Below are 22119 nucleotides of genomic sequence, written 5' to 3'. Positions count from 1 at the left end.
AAATGAAGCTGTACATCAACCAGAACACTACCAATCACTTGTAATTAATCGCCAGTTTATAAAGTTTAGGGGTTAAATTCTTTAAAAAATGGGGCAGATCAGCTTTTTTGACCAGATCGCCATGTTGGAATGTCAAACAATAATAGGGAGCCATTCCATAAGTAGAGCTATTGAATAAATGGACGGTATCAAAAAAACCAAAATACTCATCCAAATTACTATAACCTGCATTAAACCGATTAACTATTTCATAGTCAGGCACAAAATGCCCCCCATTCTCAACTCTGATAGCCACTCTTTTTTTGGCTTCTTCTACTGAATTCAAACAGAAATAAATCATGCTAATCGCATACCCCTTAGCTCTAAATATTAATGGCCAGTGCAAAGGATCAGAATTGAAGTTGGTTTCGTAGGCAAAAGACATTTGGGTTTGAATAGCCTGATCGATTTGCGTCTCAAGCTTTTGGAATGTCATTCCGTGTGCCATCTGATCCTGAAAGTCTGTAGGAATTATCGAGGAATAGATTTTGAGGAAATTCTTATCATAATCAAAAACATCTATTCCTTTAGGAGATAGGATGCCTGAATAAGAAGATTTACCAGCTCCATTGCATCCTGCGATAACCAAAAGCTGGTTTTTTTCCATTTTTAGTTAAACTGGGGGGACAGCTTGGGATTCTTTGTTAGCTTACCCATGGCTGCTTTCTGCTCATATATGCGGATCTCCCTTTTAATGCGCGGCATCTGACTTTTCATTTTTTTAGTCAAATCTTCAATCTGCTCAGTAAGCTTATCTTTTTTTGTACTCATATTTCAAAGATACTAATTTTTAAAATGTGATTATCCGTAATGATGCCAGTCCACTTAGATTCTTTGCTTATCCAGTAGGAAGACCGATGTGGCCTCAATTATAAATTTTAACATATCCTGGATAGCTTTTCCCTCTTGTAGTACGAAACTAAGCGGAAAATCAGACCACCTTATATCAGGAGAAACTGTTGCTTGAAACCAAAGCAATAAAAGTGGCCTTGTTCTCCTTATCCTCCGAAGTAGCCCCGCTAAGAATCGAACTTAGATCTAGCGTTTAGGAAACGCTTGTTCTATCCATTGAACTACGGGGCCATTTAATCATACGAAATAGTAAGCTTTACGCTTGCCAATGAACGCTTTAAGTCTGAAGCAAGTTAACTGCAACAGAACCAGAGCTGCAAGATATAAGAAAAGCTCGCTTTCAGGCAAATATTCTTTAGTCAACTTATGGCTTTACAAGGATTTACACTATCTTTGCACTCCAAAATTAGGATGGACGGGTTCCATCCACTCACTAAATACATACAAAATTTATGTCAGTAAAAATCAGATTAGCACGAAGAGGTAGAAGAAAATTAGCTATCTACGACGTGGTTGTAGCTGATGCAAGAGCTCCACGTGATGGACGCTTCATCGAAAAAATTGGGTCTTATAACCCAAACACAAATCCTGCTTCTATCAACATCAACAATGAGCGCGCTCTTAAATGGTTGTTGAACGGGGCTCAGCCAACAGACACTGTGAAAGCTATGCTTTCTTACAGAGGTGTAATGCTGAAAAAACACCTTCAGATTGGTGTATTGAAAGGTGCAATCACGCAAGAACAAGCAGACGCGAAATTCGAAGCATGGTCAACTGAAAAAGATACTAAGATTGCTGGTAAGGCTGAAGGTATCTCTGCTGCTAAAGCGGATATCCGTAAGAAAGCAATGGATGCTGAGACTGCTAAGAACCAAGCGAGACTTGACGCTATCAAAGCAAGAGAAGATGAGCAAAAAGCTCTTCTAGCTGCTGCTGAAGCTGCAAACAACCCTGCTCCTGTAGTAGAAGAGGAAGTTGTTGCTGAAGAAGCTCCTGTAGCTGAGGCTCCTGTAGTAGAAGAAACTCCTGCTGCTGAACCTGAGGCTCCTGTAGCTAAAGAAGAAGCTGCTGAGGCTAAAGCTCCTGCTGAAGAGAAAGCTCCAAAAGCTGGCGAAGACGAAGCAAAAGCTTAATATAAATCCCCATGAATAAAGACCAAAGCTTTCAATTAGGCTACGTGTCTAAAGTTCATGGACTTCGTGGAGAAGTAATGATAGTGCTGGATGTCGATTATCCTGAGGATTATGAGACACTAGAGCACTTATTCTTAGAGCAAAAATCCCGGCTGGTGCCGTTTTTCCTGGAGCACTTTGTACTCCAACCTGGAAATAAAGCATTAGCAAAGTTTGAGGATTTGAACTCGCTGGATCAGGTAGAAGATTTGGTTGGATTGGGAGTTTATCTTCCCTTGACAGCGCTACCCGAACTGAAAGATGATCAGTATTTCTTCCATGAGTTGATCGGATTCGAAGTCTTTGATGAGACTGAGGGCCTGATCGGACCTATTCAGATCGTCTATGATCTGGAGACACAGAATCTCCTCGGAGTAACACACAAGGAAAAAGAAGTTCTCATACCTATGCAGGACGGAATTATCCAAAAGGTGGACAAGGCAGCTAAAAAAGTTTACTGCCGATTACCCGAAGGTTTACTTGAAATTTATCTGGAAGACTAACCCATGCACATTGATATTATCACTGTAGTACCGGGATTATTGGAAGGGCCATTTGCACACTCCATTCTGAAAAGAGCGGAGGACAAAGGACTAGCCAGTATTCGCGTGATTAATCTACGGGATTACTCAACAAGCAAACAGAAGCAAGTCGATGACTACGCTTTTGGAGGGGGAGCTGGGATGGTAATGTCCATTGAGCCTATCGCTCGATGTATAGAAGCACTTCAAAAGGAACGTACATACGATGAAATCATCTACATGACACCCGATGGAGAAAGATTCGACCAACCCATGGCAAATGCACTTTCGCTTAACCAAAACCTGCTGATCCTTTGTGGTCATTACAAGGGAGTAGACGAGCGAGTAAGAGAGCGATTCATCACCAAAGAAATCAGTATTGGTGACTATGTGCTTTCTGGAGGAGAACTGGCAGCAGCGGTAGTAGCTGACGCTTTGATTCGCCTGATTCCAGGAGTATTGAATGATGAAACCTCAGCTTTGACAGACTCTTTCCAGGATGGACTACTAGCACCGCCAGTGTACACACGCCCCGCCGATTATGATGGGATGAAAGTGCCGGAAGTATTGCTATCAGGACATGAAGCCAAGATAAACGAATGGAGATTTGAAGCATCGGTTCGCCGAACCCAAGAGAGAAGACCTGACTTGCTCAGTGACAAGCAAACTGGGGAAAGCGATGCAGAATCTTATAAGAAATAATTAATAAGCCACGCGTTGGCAAACAGCGAAAGCATAAAAACATAAAGCTATGAGCGATTTAATGAAAATAGTAGAGGCGGAATACAGCGAGGTAAGAGCTAAATTCCCTTCTTTCAAAGCTGGCGATACCATCAACGTACACGTACGTATTACTGAAGGTAGCAAAGAGCGTATCCAGCAGTTCCAAGGAACTGTGATCCAGCGTAGAAACCCTAACTCTAACGGTGAGACTTTCACTGTAAGAAAAATATCTAATGGTATCGGTGTAGAAAGAATCTTCCCTATCATCTCCCCAGCAATCGAGAAAATCGAGCTATTGAGACAAGGTAAAGTAAGAAGAGCTCGTCTATTCTACCTAAGAGGACGTCAGGGTAAAGCTGCACGTATCAAGGAAAAAATCAGAGTGAGAAAGTAAGATTTCACACGATTGAAATCAAAAAGGAATCCAGCAATGGGTTCCTTTTTTTATGCCCTTCAGAAAGTACAACACATCCAGGTTGTCCTGCTTCTCCAGAAGCTGAGTTCTCCCGTTGTCCTGCTTCTACAGAAGCTGGACTTTCGATTGAAAAGACAATAGATTTCAATTCAAACTGTTGTTAACTGAAAGAAAAAAAAGGATCCTCGAGATACTTTTAAAAGTATTTAACGTTAAATAATTGGTTAACAGTAATTTGAAAACCATTTTTATAAAAAACTTTTCACTTATGAGCAATTCATTTTCTCTCGATCCAAGCTATCAGATTGCTAAAGTATTTATCCGTATAGGAATGTTCTTCTCAGCAGCGATGGTAGCTGTATTAATTTATATAGCCTACCTAGCATCACTCGGGATTTTTGAGGATTGGGAAAGGGAAATTCAATCTGCTTTCGGCGAATTTCAGCTAGACACGACGCCATTCTTTTGGCAACTGCTCATGTTATCCATAGCTGCTATTGCCTTTTTAGTAAGTTTTTTTGTATTAGGCTGGTTGGGTAAAAGAATTCAAACAGAAAGTAAATCTCAGCAATTGGTTGGGTAATTAACTGGTTAAGATTGAATGCTGGCTGTGTTGGGAAGGATGCATTATCCTCCACTGAAAAAATCATCCACACTAGGATCAAACAAGAAAAATCTTGTACTGGGCATAAAAAAAGAGGGCCGAAGCCCTCTTATCTATTTTAGTCCATTCCTTTGAACTCTACTTCGAATATTAATACGGAATTAGGTGGAATTCTGCTATTGTTTGAAGCATCTCGATAGCCCCATGTCGACGGAATGATCAGTTGAGCTTTAGAGCCAGACCTAAGTCGACTAAAACCAATATTCCAACCATCAATTACTCGATCTGAACCGGTACTAAAAAGTCCAAATCTCAAAATATCATAATCTGATCCTTCTACGTAGAGATCATTATCTCTAGCCACCTGCTCAATATTCGTGTCAAATACAGATCCATCACTCATCAAGGAACCGATGTAATTGGTATAGATTGCGTTTCCACTTTTCGGGCGTGAGCCTACACCTTCTTCTTGTACGATGATGACTACTCCACTAGGATCGTAAATGCGATAAAGGCTATCAATCTCAGCCGTCGCAAGGTAATCCACGATCAATAGGCTATCTGTTGCCAGATGTCCCTCCACATCGTATGCAGGCCCTGTATCATAAGGGTTTTTTGCATCGCAGCTTACAAATGCAATCGATAGTACCAAAAAGAAGAAAATGCTTGCTCGTTGTAAAATCATATTATGGTTCTCTTTTTATTGGAATGACTTCCAAAAGCTCTAGTTCAAAAATAAGCGGTGTATTTGGGCCTCCGGGTCCATCTGAACTTCTACCGTAAGCGTATTCAGAAGGCACAAATACGGTGACCTTCTCACCTATCTCCATTTGCGAAATAGCATATTGAAAACCATAAATAACACCTCCCAGCATAAACTTAACTGGTTGATATTTAAAATTGCTATTATAGATATCATTCGCCTTTGCAACAGATTCAATTGTTGTTTCGAATACCTGATCAGACAGAAATTTACCTGTATAATTTACAACGACAGAATCACCTACATAAAATGTTTCAATGGTATCACTTGGCGCTGTTTCTTGCCAAATTATACTCAATCCTGAAGCAGCATCATGAAGTTCCTTTACATTAATAATAGAGGTAGTATCTAGATAAGTTTTAATAGCAGCCTTATCATTGGCAAGTATCACTTCATTTGTTGCCTCGTCATCAATACAAGATGCTAAAGCGAAACTCCCTGCAAGCAGGCTCAAAATGGCAATTATTCTAATTTTCATTGTAGTTGGTTTTGTAATTGTTTACTAGTTATACCTTCAGTACGAGAATTACTGTACATCCGCTACATCTACATCAAAAACAAGGATGGAATTAGCAGGAATCATCGCTCCCATCGCATTCTCACCATAGCCTAAAGGAGAAGGAATAATAAACTTACCCTTAGATCCTTTTTTCAATAAAAGTAAACCTTCATCCCATCCAGGAATAACTTGTCCCATTCCTACTGACACTGGAAGTGGCTCATAAGCTGGTCTGTTTTCGTTGAAAATATCATTTTCTCTAGCTATGTTTTCCATAGATGTGTCAAACAAGGTACCGTCGATTAGGTATCCTGCATAGTCCACTAGCATAGTAGTACCAGGAGTTACTGGATCGCCTGTGCCTTCTTCTTCGATCACATAATAGAGTCCACTTTCGGTCTTTTCAGCCTTTAGGCCTTTTTCATTGATATAATCCTGGATGATCTTGTCTTCCTCTAAAATTCTTTCAGCGGCTCTTTCTGATTGTTTCACTTCTTCAGCAGCCATTACTTTGTCGAAATAGGCTTGAATAGCTTCTTCGTTCATGATTTCAAACGCGCCCAATCTGATTTTGATGACGTCATCTTCCTTCAAGAATGGAGGTGCATTTTCACCAAATATTGTTTTCACAGTTGATTCAAAAGCAATACTATCTCCTTTGCGCAAGCCTAGGAAAATCTCATCCATACCAGTTCTAATTTGCATAGAATCATTTACTTGCATATAACCTGGGTAAGGATTGTCTGAGGTAGAGATCAGCACTGAATCAGATCCAGTCAATACTTCAAAGTTGTAAAGTAAAAACTCACCATTCGGAGCTTTTTCATTACCTTCTTTTACATAGGTATATTCGATACCGTCTTTTTCAGTGACTTTAGTTTTTTTACATGAAGTCAAGATGCTTGCGCCCAGCACGAGAGCAAGGATTGCCAATAGGCTTTTTGAATTTTTCATAAAGAATAAGTGATTTTTCAAGGTAATAAAGAGGGCTTTCAGGCCAATCAATCTGCTGTAACAGGAACAACGCGGAATAAATCATCTTGGTGCTCTTCTACCAAAGACTCGAATCGCTCCACTGTATCTTTTAGACTCATCGAGGACTTGCCTCCAGAGGCATTTTTGTGTCCTCCTCCGTCGAAATATTCTGTCGCAAATTTATTGACAGCTACCTCACTGGATGATCTGAAAGATATTTTGACACCATCTTCGCGTTCCGAAAACAAGGCTGCCAGCTTTATCCCGTCCAAAGATAATGCATAATTGACTAAACCTTCTGTATCGCCAGTACGGCTTTGATATTTTTTAAGATCTTTTTTGCTGATCGCAAAGTATGCCATATGGAGGTCCTCATGAACCACCAGGCGGCGACTAATAGCAAAACCGATAAATTTCAATCTATTGACTGAATTGGAATCATAGATCCAATTGGCAATCTGCGAAGTATCAGCTCCTAAATCCAATAATTCCGCCACCACGAGATGGACATTCTTGGTAGTATTGGGATGTCTGAATCCACCAGTATCAGTCATAATACCAGCATAAAGACATTCTGCGATATCTTTGTCTAGAAGCTCTTCATCACCTAGCTGCACGATCAATTCATAGACCAATTCACAGGTAGCTGCGGCTTCAGTACTCCAAACACGAAAATCAGCAAAATCCTCAGGATCCTGGTGATGATCTATATTGACTACGAATGCATCCGAATTGCGGATCATTTCGCCTAGTTCATTTACCCTATTTAAGACAGAGAAGTCCAAACAGAAAATAATATCTGCTTCATTTAACTTTTGGGTGGCCAATTTAGTCTGCGTAGGATTACTGAAATCCAGCACAGTATCATTGCCTTTCATCCAATTGAGAAATGAAGGATAATCCGATGGAGTCACCACAGTGACCTCATGTCCTTTCTTGATCAGGTAGTTAGCCATTCCCAAGGAAGAACCCAATGCATCGGCATCGGGTTTGACGTGAGTGGTGATGAGTATTTTTTTGGGTGAAGAAATCTCTCTCTTAAACGAGGCTAAAGCTTCCATTTTATACATTTAGCTGCTTTTTGGCTCTTGTAGTTCGCAAAGGTCAGTAAAATTTTGACAATTCCCAATTATACTAGTTGGCTGACAATGAATAGCCTAGGAGAAAAATGCAAAAGTTTTTATGGAGAATGCTGCGAAAAAGTCTATTTTTGCGCCCGATTTAAACCAATGAAAAACGAATAACATGGCAACTAACAGAACATTCACCATGATCAAGCCTGATGCTTTTGCAGAAGGAAACTCAGGAGCGATTTTGAAAATGATCGAAGAAGCAGGCTTCAAAATCGTAGCCATGAAAGCTACCCAATTGACTCCAGCTATCGCAGGTAAATTCTACGAAGTTCACTCAGAAAGACCTTTCTACGCTGATCTATGCGCGTATATGTCTTCTGGACCTATCATCGCTGCTATCTTGGAAAAAGATAATGCTGTAGAAGATTTCAGAAAATTGATCGGTGCTACCAACCCTGCTGATGCAGCTGAAGGTACTATCCGTAAGATCTTCGCTAAGTCTATCGAAGCAAATGCTGTACACGGTTCTGACTCAGACGAAAACGCAGCCATCGAAGGATCATTCTACTTCTCTCAGACTGAAAGAGTAGGTTAATTCTTAGCATAAATACTATTGAAAGCACCTCATCTTGAGGTGTTTTTTTTGATTAAAGTCAATTGGCAGATAGCCGCGGGGAACGCAGAGCTTGACGCGGAGTTCACAGAGCAGCCTAACCTGCATTCCTAGAAGCTGGGTATTTTTCACAATTCTAATTCTAAGTTTCTCACCAATCCTTTTCCCTTCCTAATTTGTTATCAAGTCACCATACTTTTTTCGGTGTGAATTAAGGTAAATAGCCAAAAGCTGGATACTTAAACCAAATATCAGGTCGCCCGAAGACAAATAATCAGATTGAGCACGATAGTCTTGTCAGGTTGAGCGAAGTCGAAACCTTATCTTTCACATATCTGTCTGGCAAAATAATTAGAATTTACAAAAGAGTGATGTACGACAGAGTACCCAATTGCGCAAAGTCTCCTGACTGCCCACCTATCCTAAAAACCACTTCCTCCCAGATTTATGAAGCTTAAGTCAAGGTAGCCTTATCTAATAGCAGCTATCGTCAAGAGACAGGACTGTCTGAATTCACGCTGTTCTCCTCCTACTTAAAAACTTTACTTAGGTATAGCTGAAGCTTAGCAGGTCAAAAAAATACGTACTAGACACCTACAATCATTAAAAAGGCATCCATATGGCCATAAATTGGCTATTTACAACTTATTAAGCCAGTTTTAAATACTTATTCTAAGTAAGTATTTATTTACATTTTTCTTTGTAATTACGTATTTATACTTATATTTGAGCTCTAAATTACGTAGCCATGAAATCGAGCATGACCCTAAGTGTCACAAAATGGTATGATCATCTACCATGCGAGATTCCATCTGACCATTAACAATTAATTACAAACAGATGAAAAAAGTTATTGTCATAGGAAATGGAATGGTCGGGTATAAGTTTTGCGAAAAACTAGCTGCCCACCCACTTCGTGATCAATTTGAGCTGGTAGTATTCGGGGAAGAATTCAGACCAGCTTATGATCGAGTTCATCTAAGTGAATACTTCACACTAGACTCTGCGGATAAGCTGCTACTGGCTTCCTCTGACTGGTATGCTGAGAATAACATAGTGCTTCGCACGGGAGAAATGATCACTTCCATCGAAACTGAGACTAAGCGGGTTTTCACCCATAAGCATGACTATTTCGAATATGACTACCTGATTTTGGCTACAGGCTCTGCTCCTTTCGTCCCAAATATCAAAGGAGTGGACAAGCAAGGCGTGTTTGTCTATAGAACTATCGAAGATCTTGATGCGATCAAGGACTACACAGACAAACTCAAGCAAGAAGGTAAATTCAAGGCATCTGTATTAGGTGGCGGATTGCTTGGTTTGGAAGCTGCAAATGCCGCCAAAGAGCTCGGACTGCAGACTGATGTAATCGAATTTGCACCACGACTTATGCCACGTCAACTGGACAAAGCTGCCAGTGACATGCTTCAAAGCAAGATCGAAAGCCTTGGAATGAAGATTCACCTGGGTAAAAACTCCAAGGAAATCGTAGGAGAAGAAGGTATAGAAAAAATCGACTTCGCTGATGAAACCTCCCTCCAAACCGACATGCTAATCATTTCCGCAGGTATTCGCCCTAGAGACGAATTGGCTGTGAAATGTGGTTTACGAACTGGCGAGCGGGGTGGAGTCTATGTAAATAATAAAATGGAAACTTCCGATCCGGCGATTTACGCGATCGGAGAAGTTGCACTATATAATAATGGCATATATGGCTTAGTTGCTCCAGGCTATGAGATGGCAGGAGTAGCTGTAGATCAAATTGCCGGTGGAGAAAAGCTAATGAGTCCTTCCATCGACATGTCCACCCAACTGAAATTGGTGGGAACGGAAGTGGCTTCATTTGGAGATCCATTTATAGAAAATGATGAGATCACCGCGATAGTATATGAGAACAAGCAGCGTGGTGTTTACAAGAGAATCAACATCGCCAAAGATGGCTCGAAGCTACTTGGTGGAATCATGGTGGGTGATTCCTCTGATTACAATACGCTTTTCCAATTGTATATCAATGCGATGAAGCTTCCTGAGAATCCAGAAGATTTGATCTTGGGTTCTAGAGGTGGAGAAAGCAAAAGTGCTTTGGGTTCTGTGCTGGATTTACCAGATACAGCTCAGATTTGCTCTTGCGAAGCAGTATCCAAAGGAACGATCTGTGACTCTATCACGAGTGGCGCTTGTTGCACTTTCTCAGATGTAGTAAAAAGCACCAAAGCTTCTAGCTCCTGTGGTGGATGCAAGCCTATGGTGACGGATTTGGTTTCGGCCACTTTGAAATCCATGGGACAGGAAGTGAAAGAAACTATCTGCGAGCACTTCGAATACAGCCGTCAGGAAATGTACGATTTGGTGAAGTTGCACAGCATTATGAATTTTGATGAAGCACTGGATCGTCACGGCAAAGGTCATGGCTGCGAATCTTGCAAGCCTGTTCTGGCTTCGATTTTCGCCAGTATATACATGGAAACTGCCAATCGTCAGGCTCCTATTCAAGATTCGAACGATAGATTCCTTGCAAATATTCAGAGAAACGGTACTTATTCAGTCGTACCTAGAGTACCAGGAGGAGAGATTACTCCAGACAAATTGATGGTGCTGGGACAAGTTGCTAAGAAATATGATCTCTATACCAAAATTACCGGCGGACAACGAATTGATCTTTTTGGAGCTCAGCTGCATGAATTACCAATGATCTGGAAAGAACTCATCGATGCTGGTTTCGAAAGTGGACATGCCTACGGCAAATCACTGAGAACAGTAAAAAGCTGTGTAGGATCTACTTGGTGCCGCTTTGGATTGCATGATAGTGTAAGCTTTGCCATCAGAATCGAAGATCGATACAAAGGACTTCGGTCTCCGCATAAACTAAAAGGCGGCGTTTCTGGCTGTATTCGCGAATGTGCCGAAGCTAGAGGCAAGGACTTTGGAGTCATCGCAGTTGAAGGCGGTTGGAACCTATTTGTATGTGGAAACGGCGGAGCTACTCCGAAACACGCGATACTTTTGGCAGAAAAGCTAGACGACGATACTTGCATCAAATACCTAGATAGATTCTTGGTTTATTATATCAGAACAGCCGCACCACTTCAGCGAACTGCGCCTTGGTTGGACAAGTTGGAGGGTGGAATAGAATATTTGAAAAAAGTAGTGGTGGAAGATAGCCTCGGAATTGGCGAAGAACTGGAAGCTGAGATGCAGGAGTTGGTAAACCAGTATGCATGTGAGTGGAAAGAAGCCATCGAGGATCCTCAGATGATGAAGCGATTTAAGCCATTTGTCAATTCAGAAGAGAAAGATGAAAGCTTGGTTTTTGTACCGATGCGAGATCAAAAAATGCCTAGACCTTGGTAATCCTATAAGAATAAGATCATGGAAGAATTATTAAAAAACTATCAATCCGTAGCAGATCAGCACGCTATCCATTGGATCAAAGTCGGTCAGACAGGTGACTTTCCAGAAAATGCGGGAGCCTGTGTGAAATACAATGCCAAGCAAATTGCAGTTTACCATTTTACCAGAACAAACTCCTGGTATGCCTGCCAGAATCTTTGTCCACACAAGATGGAAATGGTTCTTTCGCGGGGCATGACTGGCGATTCGCAAGGAATTCCAAAAGTGGCTTGTCCGCTTCATAAGAAGACCTTTTCGCTGGAAGATGGCAGCAATTTGAACGGAGAAGATTATAGTATTGCAACCTATCCGGTCAGAATTCAGGAGGGAAATGTATATATTGGATTCGTAGATTAATCCAATTGACACATGAACAAATTCCAGAAAGCAATCTCATTGATCGATCAGGTCAATGCGGAAGACCCCATCAAAGAAGTAGTATTGGGAAAAGAGATTGCAAAAGAACTGTTGTACTCCATCCGTATGACCGAAAAGCTCGATCAATTTGATCCTGAATCTTCCGAAGCTATGCAACTCGCTGTCAGAGCACAACACATCGGAAGATGGAAGATTCCGAGATCAGATTACCCAATGGATAGAGTGGGCTATCTCAAGTGGAGAGAGGAATTGAAGAAGATGCATGCTGATATGGCTGCGGGGATTCTACAGGAAGTTGGCTACGATGAGGAGACTATTGAAAGGGTGAAATTCCTGATTAGAAAGAAGCAGCTGAAAACAGATCCTGATACCCAAACCATGGAAGATGTCATTTGTCTGGTTTTCTTGGAATATTATTTCGAAGAATTCGCTGCCAAACATGAGTCTGCCAAGATTATAGACATCCTTCAAAAAACCTGGGCAAAAATGTCTGAAAAAGGACATAGAGCCGCATTGCAATTACCATTTTCACCGTCAAGCCTCGAATTAGTCAAAGAAGCTATTACCTAATCAAATGACCGGTACACCGCGATCGCTGGATCAAGATACTTTTAATCGTCTCCGCCGCCTTTACATTATTGCTTTGGGAGCAATTGCCATCTCCTTGATCGCAAGCCAGATTCTCATCAGAAAATACCTGAATGATCAGGAAAATGATAGTCGCCTGGTCAATGTCGCCGGTCGGCAGCGTATGCTGAGTCAAAAATTGAACAAGGAAGTACTATTACTTTCCCAAAGTCAATCTGATGAAGGTTCAGAAGCCCTTGGAGACACAATTAAAACCACTCTGAATCGCTGGGAAAATGCCCATCAGCTTTTACAGCTGGGAGATGAATCTCAGGATTTTATTGTGGACAATAGTCCCGAGGTCACGAGCATGTTTGAGGCAATAGATCCAGAATTCAAGCAAGTCACTGATGCTACACAAAACTTCCTTTTTCTCAAATCCACCAATTCTGAGGATTCTGTAGCTATCGCTACCCAATTGAAGATTATTGAAGCCAATGCAAATAGCTTTTTGATCAAAATGGACGAGATCGTGAATCAATACGATCAGGAGGCCAAGGATAAGGTGTCTGCTTTGCAGCGGGTAGAATTGATCATCACCCTTTTCACCCTATTAGTCTTAGTAGCTGAGTTTTTGATCATTTTTTGGCCTTCGGCAAAAGCCATGAAAGCCAGTATTCACGAATTAATGGATGCAGAAGAAAAAGCAATCCGAATGGCCAAGAATGCTGATATTCTCAGCCAATCAAAGGAAAAGTCGGTTAGAGAATTGCAGGCACTTAGCAAAGCAATGGATCAAATTCTCCTTTTCGCGAGGATCACACCAGAAGGATACATCACCCATATAGGTGAGCGCTTCAGTAGATTATATAAAGCACAGAAATTCAATATCAATGCGAAGATCTCTGATTTGCTCTCTCCCTTGGAAAATGAGCAGCTCACGATAGATCGCATCATTGCCGAAAATAAAAAATCCGGTTGGGAAGGTGAGTTCAAAACAACCTCTCAGACTGGTGAAGAAATCTGGTTGGATGTGTCCATGATTCCTTTCAATTCTACTGAGGACAAACCCGAATTGATTTTGATTTGCATGGATATCACCAAGCGCAAGGAGTATATGCATCAGGTGGAGCAGCTGACTAAGGAGAGTTTTGAGGAGAAAATGCATCAGCAAAAGGTGATCTCAAGACAAATCATCGAGAATCAAGAGAATGAACAAAACCGAATTGCCAAGGATATTCACGATGGAATCGGGCAAATGCTCACTGGATTGAAATACTTACTGGAAAGTGTAGATTCTTCTGATCCTGAGAAAGCCGAAGTGAAGATCATCAAGCTCAAAGAACTCACTTCGAATATCATCAAGGGTGTGCGAACTGCCACTTTTAATCTTACTCCTCCGGAATTAAAGGATTACGGAATTGTCCCAGCGCTGACAGAACTGACGCAGGAGCTTTCCAAACTTACCGGCAAAGACATAGTACTTTTCAATAAATCAGAATTCTCACAGCGACTAGATTCCTTGGTGGAAATCAATCTATACCGGATCACGCAGGAAGCAATCAATAACGCGATCAAATATGCAGAATCCTCACATATCATCGTCACGGTTTCTCATAGTCAGAATATTCTGAGCATTATCGTGGATGACAATGGAAAAGGTTTTGACAAATCCAAACTGAAAGCAAAACCGGATGAGGAAGGCGGCATGGGACTCACGTTTATGAGAGAGCGGGTGAAATACATCAATGGGAGATTGTTCATCAATTCCTCTCCAAATGAAGGTACCAAAGTCACACTCAACATTCCTTTGACTTAGATTTTCTAGATTTTTATACGTAAATTCTGTTACTTTACTACGTATTTACTTAAGCGCATATGAACCCAATCAAGATAGTTTTAGCAGATGACCACGAATTGGTACGTGATGGAATCAAGTCGCTTTTAGAAAGTGAAGCAGATTTTCGGGTAATCGACGAAGCATCTGATGGTTTAGAAGCTTTGGAAGTAGTCGCGATGCAAAATCCAGATTTACTGATTGTAGACATTCGTATGCCGAAAATGAATGGGCTGGAAGTAGTGAAGGAGATGAGCAAATCATTTCCTCATATCAAAAAGCTAGTCCTTTCCATGCATGACTCGGAAGAGTACGTGGTAGAGGCTGTTCAAGCTGGAGCCGATGGGTATCTGCTTAAAGGGTCCTCAAAAAGCGAGTTTTTGAAGGCTTTGCACACGATTTCTGGTGGTGGAAAATTTTTCGCAGGAGATGTCTCTGCTTATATCATAAATAATTTCGTCAATGGAAAAGCTAAGTCTGCACCAAAGTCAGATGTACTTCCAGAGGAATTGGCAAATCTAACCAATAGAGAGAAGCAAATTCTAGAACTCATTCTCGAAGGGAAAGGAAATAATGAAATCGCAGATGCGCTGGAAATCAGTAAGAGAACAGCGGAAGTTCATCGCTTCAATTTGATGAAAAAAATGAACGTCAAGAACCTTGTGGAGCTCACGACAAAATCCAGAGATTTAAACTTGATCTAAGAAAACACGCAATTTTATACGTAGTCATAAGTCCATTTAGAGCAATTCTGAATGGATTTTTTGTTTTTTACGTAAATAAATTACGTACTAAGTATTATAATTACGTATTAATACTTAGCTTTAGGGTAGATAAAAATAAGTATTATGGAGCCACTACTTACACACAAAGCGAAACGGTTAAATCTACTAGACATTAAAACCGTCCCGATCCGAACCTTCTGGATCACTTCAATTGCATTCTTCATTTGTTTTTTCGCATGGTTCGGCATCGTGCCATTCATGCCTGACGTAGTCAAAGACCTCGGTCTTACACCTGCGCAAAAGTGGAATGCAACAGTTCTTGCTGTAGCGGGAACAGTTTTCGCCAGATTACTTATCGGGAAACTATGCGATAAATATGGTCCAAGACTTTGTTACACTTGGTTGCTTATTCTAGGATCTATCCCAGTTGTACTTAGCGGTCTTGTTCAGACACCTATGCAGTTTTATATCTGTCGTCTATTGACTGGATTCATAGGAGCCTCCTTCGTCATCACGCAGGTTCACACCTCGCTGATGTTTGCTTCCAATGTAGTCGGAACTGCCAATGCAACTTCTGCTGGCTGGGGAAATCTCGGTGGCGGAGCCAATAGATTGGGAATGCCGATCATTGCGGCGATAGTCATAGGCGTTGGAGTAGCAGAGGCAGATGCCTGGAGATATTCTATGGTTATAGCGGGTATCGCTTGCTTCAGCATGGGTTTGGTTTACTACTTTTTCACAAAGGATACTCCAGATGGCAACTTCAAGGAATTGGAAGCAAGAGGAATGCAAGTTCCTAGCACGAAGAAGGACAAAGTTGGTTTTATGGAAGCTGTGAAAGACTATCGTGTTTGGTTGCTTTTCGTAGTCTATGCAGCATGCTTTGGAATTGAACTGACAGTCTATGGAACCATGGATGATTACTTGCAGAATACGTTCCAACTCGAACGAATCACTGCTGGTAATATCGTGCTCTCTTTCGCACTGATGAATATTTTTGCTCGTACACTTGGTGGATATTTTGGTGACAAATTTGGAAAATCGAGAGGCTTGAAAGGAAGAGTTTGGTTCCTCGCAGCAATATTAATTGTAGAAGGACTTATGCTTAGCTTATTCTCTTTGGCCACAGGTCTTTTCATCGGCTTCATACTCCTGATTGCTTTCAGTTTGTCAGTGCAGATGGCTGAAGGTGCTACATTCTCCGTCGTACCTTTTGTGAATAGAAAAGCAATTGGCTCTATCTCAGGTATAGTTGGAGCTGGAGGGAATTTCGGTGCTTTCATGGCTGCGCTATTCTTAAGTTCAAAATCAGCAGTAGCAGAGAAGACTGCCTTAATTGCAAGTGAAGCGTTGGGGGCCGAGGCTGCGGCTGCCGCTCAATCTGCAGCAGCTGCATCTGCAGTTTCAGCTGGATATTTAGTGATTGGCTGCATGATCATTATATCAGGCATGGTTGCGCTAGCGATAAAATTCAGTACCGAAGATGAAAAAGTAGCAGAAGTAGAATTAAGCAAACTACAGCCTGAATTAGTGCGAATAGATAATTAACTTGAAGCTATTTATTAGTAACTACTCTAAATTATGTCAGCAAGCTCATTCTTTTTGCAAGCATTAGGACGGGTGTCCGATGACCGATGACCGATGCCACAAACTCCCCATTGTTCATCAGATCCTATAATGCATTTATTAATTTGCCGATATAATAAAAAATATATTCTGGCTTAGTAACTTAAGAATACACTTCTCTTATATACTCGTACTTCCCTCTGAAACACAAGAGAACACCTGAAAAACCTGAATCAAAATGACTAGTTTTCTAAATAATAAATGAATAGCTCTGAATATATGGTAAACACTATTATTGCCGCTGCATCGGTCACCGGTCACCTGTCTTCAAGACTGACAATCAAGGTGAAAGGATACTAGCAACATTGATAATCATCATAGCAAATCTATTTCCAACAGTAACTCTTGAGTAGTGATCCCAGATAAAAAAGTTAAAACCACTTGTTCCTACTGCGGCGTCGGCTGCGGAATAGTTGCTGAGGTGGACGCTGAACACAAAGTACAGGTCGAAGGCGATCAGGATCATCCTGTGAACCAAGGCATGCTTTGCTCCAAAGGGCGGAATCTGCACTACGTAGTCAATGATACTTCTGATAGAATCCTCTATCCAGAGATGCGCTGGAGCAGGTCTCATCCTCGTGAGCGGGTGAGTTGGGACGATGGACTCGACAGAGCTGCGGGAGTTTTCAAGTCCTTGATTCAGAAATACGGCCCGAACAGTGTGGGTTTTTATATCTCTGGACAATGTCTCACAGAGGAATATTACATTGCAAATAAGCTTACAAAAGGCTTTTTGGGGACAAATAACATCGACACCAACAGTCGCTTGTGCATGAGTTCGGCGGTGGTGGCTTACAAAAAAACTTTTGGAGAGGATTCGGTTCCTATCTCTTATGAAGACATAGAATTGGCAGATGCTTTTTTGATCGCTGGCGCAAATCCCGCCTGGTGTCATCCGATCCTCTTTCGCAGACTGGAAAAGCATAAGGAGAAAAATCCGAATGTGAAGATTATCGTGGTAGATCCACGCAAGACTGATTCTGCCACTTTCGCAGATATTCACCTTCAAATCATCCCCGGCACCGACATCATTTTGTACAATGCCATAGGCAGAAGAATCATCGATATTGGATTGGCTGACAAAGAATTCATAGCAAATCATACCGAAAACTATCTTAGCTACCGCAAGCAAGTGATGGCAACTTCTCTAAAAGAAGCTTCTAAACTCTGCGGGATTTCTGTTGACGATATTAAGAAAGTAGCCGAGATCATCGGCGAATCAAAAGGATTTATCAGCATGTGGGCGATGGGATTGAACCAAAGCGCTATCGGAACGGATAAGAACTTTTCCCTGCTGAACCTTTCTTTGGTAACAGGCAGAATAGGCAAGCCAGGAAATGGGCCTTTTTCACTTACAGGCCAGCCAAATGCAATGGGCGGACGTGAAGTTGGTGGCATGGCGAGTTTATTGGCTGTTCACAAAGAGCTGAATAACCCTGTTCATCGTCAAGAAGTAGCCAATTTCTGGGGAGTAAATGAAATTTCTCCAGAACCTGGACTATCAGCCACTGAGATGTTTGACGCGCTCGAAAGTGGGGAAATGAAAGCCGTTTGGATCATTTGTACCAATCCGATGGTGAGTTTGCCGAATTCCAAGAAGATCGAAAAGGCAATGAAAAACGCCAAGTTCGTGGTCGTTCAGGATATTTCTCATAAAGCCGACACAGTTGAGTACGCAGATTTGGTACTGCCAGCGGCTGGATGGCTGGAGAAAGAAGGAACGATGACCAATTCAGAACGCAGGATTTCCTATCTCAATAAAGGCATCAATCCTCCTGGAGAAGCTAGACCCGACGTGGAGATACTTTGTGATTTTGCCCGAAGAATGGGTTTCAGAGGTTTTAATTTCAACAACACGGAGGAGATCTACGAGGAGTATTGTGCCATGACGAAAGGCACGAACATCGATATTTCCTATCTCAATTACGACAGGCTGAAGAACGAAGGAACATTCCAGTGGCCAGTTCCGGAGTACAGGCACACGGGAACTCCGCGACTTTTCGCCGATAATAAATTCTACACACCTACACAAAAAGCGGTATTCAATATTCCAGCTCAAATCACCAACACATCGGAGAAAACGTGCAAGGAATTCCCTCTGATTCTTACCACAGGACGCGTGAGAGATCAATGGCATACGATGACCAAGACGGGAAAAGTATCCCGACTTCGAACGCATTACCCAAGTCCAGTGCTGGAAATCAATCCCATCGATGCTTACCTAGACAAAGTAAAAGACGGGGATGTGGTGGAAGTAAAAAGCAAAAATGGCGTAGTGAGAGTAAAGGCTAAGCTTTCCAAAAACATCCGTGAAGGTGTCGTTTTTCTACCCATGCACTGGGGCAAGCAATTGCAATCTGATCTCAATCGAGCAAACAATCTTACAAAAACGGTAGTCGATCCGCAATCCAAAGAACCGGATTTCAAATTCACCACCGTATCTGTTTCCAAATACAAGAAAGCTACTGAGAAAATCGTGGTCATAGGAGCTGGAGCGGCAGCTTTCCGCTTTATCCAAAACTACCGCGAGCATAATGAGTCCGATCAGATTCATGTGTTTTCCAAAGAGCCACATCCATTTTACAATCGAGTGCTTTTGCCAGAATATGTGACCGAAGAACTGACCTGGGAGCAGCTTCAGAAGATCAAAGAGCACGAGCTGAAGAAATTGAAAATATCGCTGCACACGGGACTTTCTATAGAAGATATTGACCCTGAGAAGCAAGTTGTGATAGATAATGAAGGAGAGGAATATCCTTATGACAAGCTGATTTTGGCAACAGGAAGCAGGGCTTTTATTCCAAAGGATGCACAATTGGATCTGCCTGGACGATTCACCATGCGAAACAAAACAGATGCAGATCGATTTAAAGATTACTTGGATTCCACGAATCTCCGACCAGAGAATCAGCATGTGGTGATTATCGGAGGCGGATTACTTGGGCTGGAACTTGCGGCTGCTTTGCAGCACAATAGGGTGAAAGTAACGATAGTACAGCGTGCTTCCAGACTGATGGAGCGTCAGCTGGATGAGGTTTCGAGTAAGCTACTTTCGCTAGATGTGCAGGAACGCGGAATTCATGTGTACTTCGATAATGAAGTCAGCACGGTCTTCGATGATGAAGAACAAAAATCGCTTTCTATCACACTAAAAAGTGGAAAGATCATTTACGCCAATGCGGTGGTTTACGCGATTGGCACCCAGCCGAACATCAAAATTGCCCGAGATAATGGCATACTTTGTGGTCGTGGGATCAAGGTAAATCAGCACCTGCAGACCAATTACCCTAATATTTTTGCCATCGGGGAGATCGCAGAATTTCAAAATCAACTTTTTGGAATCACCTCCGCTGCTGAGGAGCAGGCCATGGTTTTGGCAAATTATATCGCCGGAGATGTGAGTAGTATTTACAGCGGATCGGTGCTGATGAATATTCTGAAATTTAAGGATCTGGAACTATGCAGTATCGGGGATATTTTGATTCCAGAAAATGACGATTCTTATGAGGAAATCATTTTCACCGATATCAGCCGCCGCTATTATAAGAAGTGTATCGTCAAGGATGATTTGCTAATTGGTGCTGTGCTGATGGGAGATAAAAATGAATTCGCTGAGTTCAAATCCCTGATCGAAAACAAAATTGAGCTTTCCGAAAAGCGGAAGTCTTTGCTGATGGGATCTTCGGAGACTAGACCCGTAATCGGCAAATTAGTATGTAGCTGTAGTCGTGTAGGCGAGGGAAATATAAAGGAAGCTATCGCAGGTGGGTGCTCAGATTTCACTGCACTTTGTCAACAAACGGGGGCTGGCTTGGGCTGCGGCAGTTGCAAAACTGAGGTAAGAGAAATTCTTCACCAATCAAAAGTACTTGTATGAAACAGACCTATTCTAGAGTAGTGGTGAAAGGTGGAGTGCTCTCTCCAGCAGAATTGAAGCAGATTTTGGAACTGGCGGAAAGTGCTGGGTTGGACACTATTTCCTTGGGCTCTCGCCAAGACATTCTATTCATCAAGGATGAAGACACCTTGGAAATTGATTCTCAGGATAAATTTCAACTGGTATCACCGGAAGAATTGGGAGCAGAAAATATCGTCTCTTCATACGTTTCTGCTGACATTTTCCCAAATACACCTTGGCTGACGGGAGATAGATATCTGTATATTCTGGAGCAATTTAGAGTTCAGCCAAATCTTAAAATTAACATCACTGATCCAAAGCAGCGCTTGGTTCCACTATTTACTGGACACTTGAATTTCATCGCTTCAGCGCATGAAGATTACTGGTATCTCTATGTGCGCTTACCAGAATGGGAGGAAACGATGATGTATCCTGCGCTTATTTACAGTTGGGATATGGCAAAGGTGGCTTCAGCGATTGAGGACATATTAAAAGAGGAGCCTGAGACTGTGGCGTTTCTATTTGACTTGGTGAATGATGCAGTAGATTCTAATAATCGGACGGTAGACAGTCCATTGGAAGTGCCATTTTATCCATTCCCATATTACGAGGGGATAAATCGAGTGGGCGACGATCGGTATTGGTTGGGCTTATACTGGAGAAATAACAAGTATTACATAGGGTTTCTGAAAGTACTATGCGATCTCTGTGCAGATAGTCGAATCGGTAAAATCTCCATCACTCCATGGAAATCCATCATCATCAAGGGAATCCCTGAAAGCACTAAAATAGACTGGGAAAGGCTTCTTGGTCGCTTTGGAATCAATGTGCGTCACTCCATGCTGGAGCTGAATTGGCACCTTCCCGTTAGCAATAAATCCGCACTCAAACTCAAGGAATATCTTGTGGACAACTTTGCTAAGAGAGATATAAGTACCTATGGTTTGACCTTTGGAATTACTGATTACACCAGAAAGGCATACTATTTTACCTCCATTATTATCGAGAAAAATCAGCCTCCTGCAGGCTTAGAGGGTATTAAAATTCGAAACACGTACAATCTTCTTTACGCCAAAAACTTTGACCCAAATACACAGCAGTACATCGTGTATGTGCAGGAAGTGGACAAAGCTGAGCTGCCAGGACTTTTGATCGAGTTGAGTAAGATGTATTTCGAACAATTGGGAAAAAAGACAAATGAAGCCAGAAAGCCTGCATCATTAAAAGAATCTAGCGAGAAAGAAGTGTTCCAATGTGCAGATTGTCTTACGATATATGACCCTATTTATGGAGATCAGATGCAGGACATTCCAGCAAATACAGCTTTTGAAGACCTTCCTGCAGATTATTGCTGCTCACTATGCGAAGCAGCAAAAAGTAAGTTTATTAAGAAAAAACTTACAATAACACACAAATAAAAGCTAAAGTATTAGCTAATAAGCTGATTTA

The 22119-nt window shown here is 41.7% G+C and carries 19 protein-coding genes and 1 tRNA gene; 14 read left to right on the top strand and 6 right to left on the bottom strand.

The genetic code is table 11. From position 1 onward, the window contains the following. Positions 1-34: 34 nt before the first annotated feature. Both LV85_RS07930 and LV85_RS07925 read right to left on the bottom strand, forming a co-directional pair. Positions 35-646: a hypothetical protein gene (locus LV85_RS07930; protein WP_111318050.1), complete on the bottom strand. Its 612-nt coding sequence runs from the start codon at positions 644-646 to the stop codon at positions 35-37. A 404-nt stretch (positions 647-1050) separates the two neighbouring features. Beyond that, positions 1051-1122 (bottom strand) — tRNA-Arg (locus LV85_RS07925). A gap of 221 nt (positions 1123-1343) precedes the next feature. Here LV85_RS07925 and LV85_RS07920 point away from each other — a divergent pair. From LV85_RS07920 to LV85_RS07900, 5 genes are all read left to right on the top strand, one after another. Then, entirely contained in the window at positions 1344-2024 is a 681-nt protein-coding gene (locus tag LV85_RS07920; RefSeq protein ID WP_111318048.1) for a 30S ribosomal protein S16, read from the top strand. Positions 2025-2035: 11 nt separating this feature from the next. Beyond that, positions 2036-2566: a ribosome maturation factor RimM gene (rimM, locus tag LV85_RS07915; RefSeq protein WP_111318045.1), complete on the top strand. Its 531-nt coding sequence runs from the start codon at positions 2036-2038 to the stop codon at positions 2564-2566. A 3-nt stretch (positions 2567-2569) separates the two neighbouring features. Then, positions 2570-3286, top strand: coding sequence for a tRNA (guanosine(37)-N1)-methyltransferase TrmD (trmD, locus tag LV85_RS07910; RefSeq protein ID WP_111318042.1), 717 nt, complete (start codon positions 2570-2572; stop codon positions 3284-3286). Between the two features lie 49 nt (positions 3287-3335). Continuing rightward, entirely contained in the window at positions 3336-3701 is a 366-nt protein-coding gene (rplS, locus tag LV85_RS07905) for a 50S ribosomal protein L19 (RefSeq protein ID WP_111318039.1), read from the top strand. A gap of 289 nt (positions 3702-3990) precedes the next feature. After that, positions 3991-4305 carry a hypothetical protein gene (locus tag LV85_RS07900; RefSeq protein ID WP_111318036.1) on the top strand — a complete coding sequence of 105 codons (315 nt, stop codon included), beginning with the start codon at positions 3991-3993 and terminating at the stop codon, positions 4303-4305. Positions 4306-4444: 139 nt separating this feature from the next. Here the strand turns inward: LV85_RS07900 and LV85_RS07895 are convergent, their stop codons facing one another. The 4 genes from LV85_RS07895 to LV85_RS07880 are packed head-to-tail and all read right to left on the bottom strand — an operon-like array spanning position 4445 to position 7624. Beyond that, positions 4445-5011 carry an FKBP-type peptidyl-prolyl cis-trans isomerase gene (locus LV85_RS07895; RefSeq protein ID WP_111318033.1) on the bottom strand — a complete coding sequence of 189 codons (567 nt, stop codon included), beginning with the start codon at positions 5009-5011 and terminating at the stop codon, positions 4445-4447. Position 5012: 1 nt separating this feature from the next. Further along, positions 5013-5567, bottom strand: coding sequence for an FKBP-type peptidyl-prolyl cis-trans isomerase (locus tag LV85_RS07890; protein WP_111318030.1), 555 nt, complete (start codon positions 5565-5567; stop codon positions 5013-5015). A gap of 48 nt (positions 5568-5615) precedes the next feature. Beyond that, a complete protein-coding gene (locus LV85_RS07885; RefSeq protein WP_111318429.1) occupies positions 5616-6542 on the bottom strand; it encodes an FKBP-type peptidyl-prolyl cis-trans isomerase in 927 nt (308 codons plus the stop codon). 47 nt (positions 6543-6589) lie between these two features. Beyond that, positions 6590-7624: a DHH family phosphoesterase gene (locus LV85_RS07880; RefSeq protein WP_111318427.1), complete on the bottom strand. Its 1035-nt coding sequence runs from the start codon at positions 7622-7624 to the stop codon at positions 6590-6592. 184 nt (positions 7625-7808) lie between these two features. Between LV85_RS07880 and LV85_RS07875 the strand changes: the two genes are divergently transcribed. The 9 genes from LV85_RS07875 (at position 7809) to LV85_RS07835 (ending at position 22088) form a co-directional block, all read left to right on the top strand. After that, positions 7809-8231 carry a nucleoside-diphosphate kinase gene (locus tag LV85_RS07875; RefSeq protein WP_111318027.1) on the top strand — a complete coding sequence of 141 codons (423 nt, stop codon included), beginning with the start codon at positions 7809-7811 and terminating at the stop codon, positions 8229-8231. Between the two features lie 858 nt (positions 8232-9089). Then, positions 9090-11600 carry a nitrite reductase large subunit NirB gene (nirB, locus tag LV85_RS07870; RefSeq protein ID WP_111318024.1) on the top strand — a complete coding sequence of 837 codons (2511 nt, stop codon included), beginning with the start codon at positions 9090-9092 and terminating at the stop codon, positions 11598-11600. A gap of 18 nt (positions 11601-11618) precedes the next feature. Next, on the top strand, positions 11619-11996 hold the full coding sequence (gene nirD / locus LV85_RS07865; protein ID WP_111318021.1) for a nitrite reductase small subunit NirD: 378 nt from the start codon (positions 11619-11621) through the stop codon (positions 11994-11996). A 12-nt stretch (positions 11997-12008) separates the two neighbouring features. Continuing rightward, positions 12009-12587, top strand: a complete 579-nt coding sequence (locus LV85_RS07860; protein ID WP_111318018.1) for a DUF4202 domain-containing protein — start codon at positions 12009-12011, stop codon at positions 12585-12587. Between the two features lie 4 nt (positions 12588-12591). Beyond that, entirely contained in the window at positions 12592-14403 is a 1812-nt protein-coding gene (locus LV85_RS07855; RefSeq protein WP_111318015.1) for a sensor histidine kinase, read from the top strand. A gap of 59 nt (positions 14404-14462) precedes the next feature. Next, positions 14463-15125 (top strand): response regulator, encoded by a 663-nt coding sequence (locus LV85_RS07850; protein WP_111318012.1) that lies wholly within the window; start codon positions 14463-14465, stop codon positions 15123-15125. A gap of 144 nt (positions 15126-15269) precedes the next feature. After that, positions 15270-16694 (top strand): MFS transporter, encoded by a 1425-nt coding sequence (locus LV85_RS07845; protein WP_111318009.1) that lies wholly within the window; start codon positions 15270-15272, stop codon positions 16692-16694. 433 nt (positions 16695-17127) lie between these two features. Further along, complete coding sequence (locus tag LV85_RS07840) at positions 17128-20649, top strand: molybdopterin-dependent oxidoreductase (protein ID WP_111318425.1); 3522 nt, start codon at positions 17128-17130, stop codon at positions 20647-20649. Next, the gene (locus LV85_RS07835) at positions 20646-22088 is read left to right on the top strand and encodes a rubredoxin (protein WP_111318006.1); all 1443 of its coding nucleotides are present in this window, start codon (positions 20646-20648) and stop codon (positions 22086-22088) included. Before LV85_RS07840 ends, LV85_RS07835 begins: the two co-directional genes overlap by 4 nt. Positions 22089-22119 lie beyond the last annotated feature (31 nt).

Source organism: Algoriphagus chordae (genome assembly GCF_003254055.1).
GTDB lineage: Bacteria > Bacteroidota > Bacteroidia > Cytophagales > Cyclobacteriaceae > Algoriphagus > Algoriphagus chordae.
Note: the sequence above shows the minus strand (reverse complement) of the source record. Positions and strands in the feature narration are given on the sequence as shown.

Bases quoted from the DNA above. Each gene is read 5' to 3' on its own strand.
- LV85_RS07930 (WP_111318050.1), bottom strand. From the start codon at position 646: ATGGAAAAAAACCAGCTTTTGGTTATCGCAGGATGCAATGGAGCTGGT.
- LV85_RS07920 (WP_111318048.1), top strand. From the start codon at position 1,344: ATGTCAGTAAAAATCAGATTAGCACGAAGAGGTAGAAGAAAATTAGCT.
- rimM (WP_111318045.1), top strand. From the start codon at position 2,036: ATGAATAAAGACCAAAGCTTTCAATTAGGCTACGTGTCTAAAGTTCAT.
- trmD (WP_111318042.1), top strand. From the start codon at position 2,570: ATGCACATTGATATTATCACTGTAGTACCGGGATTATTGGAAGGGCCA.
- rplS (WP_111318039.1), top strand. From the start codon at position 3,336: ATGAGCGATTTAATGAAAATAGTAGAGGCGGAATACAGCGAGGTAAGA.
- LV85_RS07900 (WP_111318036.1), top strand. From the start codon at position 3,991: ATGAGCAATTCATTTTCTCTCGATCCAAGCTATCAGATTGCTAAAGTA.
- LV85_RS07895 (WP_111318033.1), bottom strand. From the start codon at position 5,011: ATGATTTTACAACGAGCAAGCATTTTCTTCTTTTTGGTACTATCGATT.
- LV85_RS07890 (WP_111318030.1), bottom strand. From the start codon at position 5,567: ATGAAAATTAGAATAATTGCCATTTTGAGCCTGCTTGCAGGGAGTTTC.
- LV85_RS07885 (WP_111318429.1), bottom strand. From the start codon at position 6,542: ATGAAAAATTCAAAAAGCCTATTGGCAATCCTTGCTCTCGTGCTGGGC.
- LV85_RS07880 (WP_111318427.1), bottom strand. From the start codon at position 7,624: ATGGAAGCTTTAGCCTCGTTTAAGAGAGAGATTTCTTCACCCAAAAAA.
- LV85_RS07875 (WP_111318027.1), top strand. From the start codon at position 7,809: ATGGCAACTAACAGAACATTCACCATGATCAAGCCTGATGCTTTTGCA.
- nirB (WP_111318024.1), top strand. From the start codon at position 9,090: ATGAAAAAAGTTATTGTCATAGGAAATGGAATGGTCGGGTATAAGTTT.
- nirD (WP_111318021.1), top strand. From the start codon at position 11,619: ATGGAAGAATTATTAAAAAACTATCAATCCGTAGCAGATCAGCACGCT.
- LV85_RS07860 (WP_111318018.1), top strand. From the start codon at position 12,009: ATGAACAAATTCCAGAAAGCAATCTCATTGATCGATCAGGTCAATGCG.
- LV85_RS07855 (WP_111318015.1), top strand. From the start codon at position 12,592: ATGACCGGTACACCGCGATCGCTGGATCAAGATACTTTTAATCGTCTC.
- LV85_RS07850 (WP_111318012.1), top strand. From the start codon at position 14,463: ATGAACCCAATCAAGATAGTTTTAGCAGATGACCACGAATTGGTACGT.
- LV85_RS07845 (WP_111318009.1), top strand. From the start codon at position 15,270: ATGGAGCCACTACTTACACACAAAGCGAAACGGTTAAATCTACTAGAC.
- LV85_RS07835 (WP_111318006.1), top strand. From the start codon at position 20,646: ATGAAACAGACCTATTCTAGAGTAGTGGTGAAAGGTGGAGTGCTCTCT.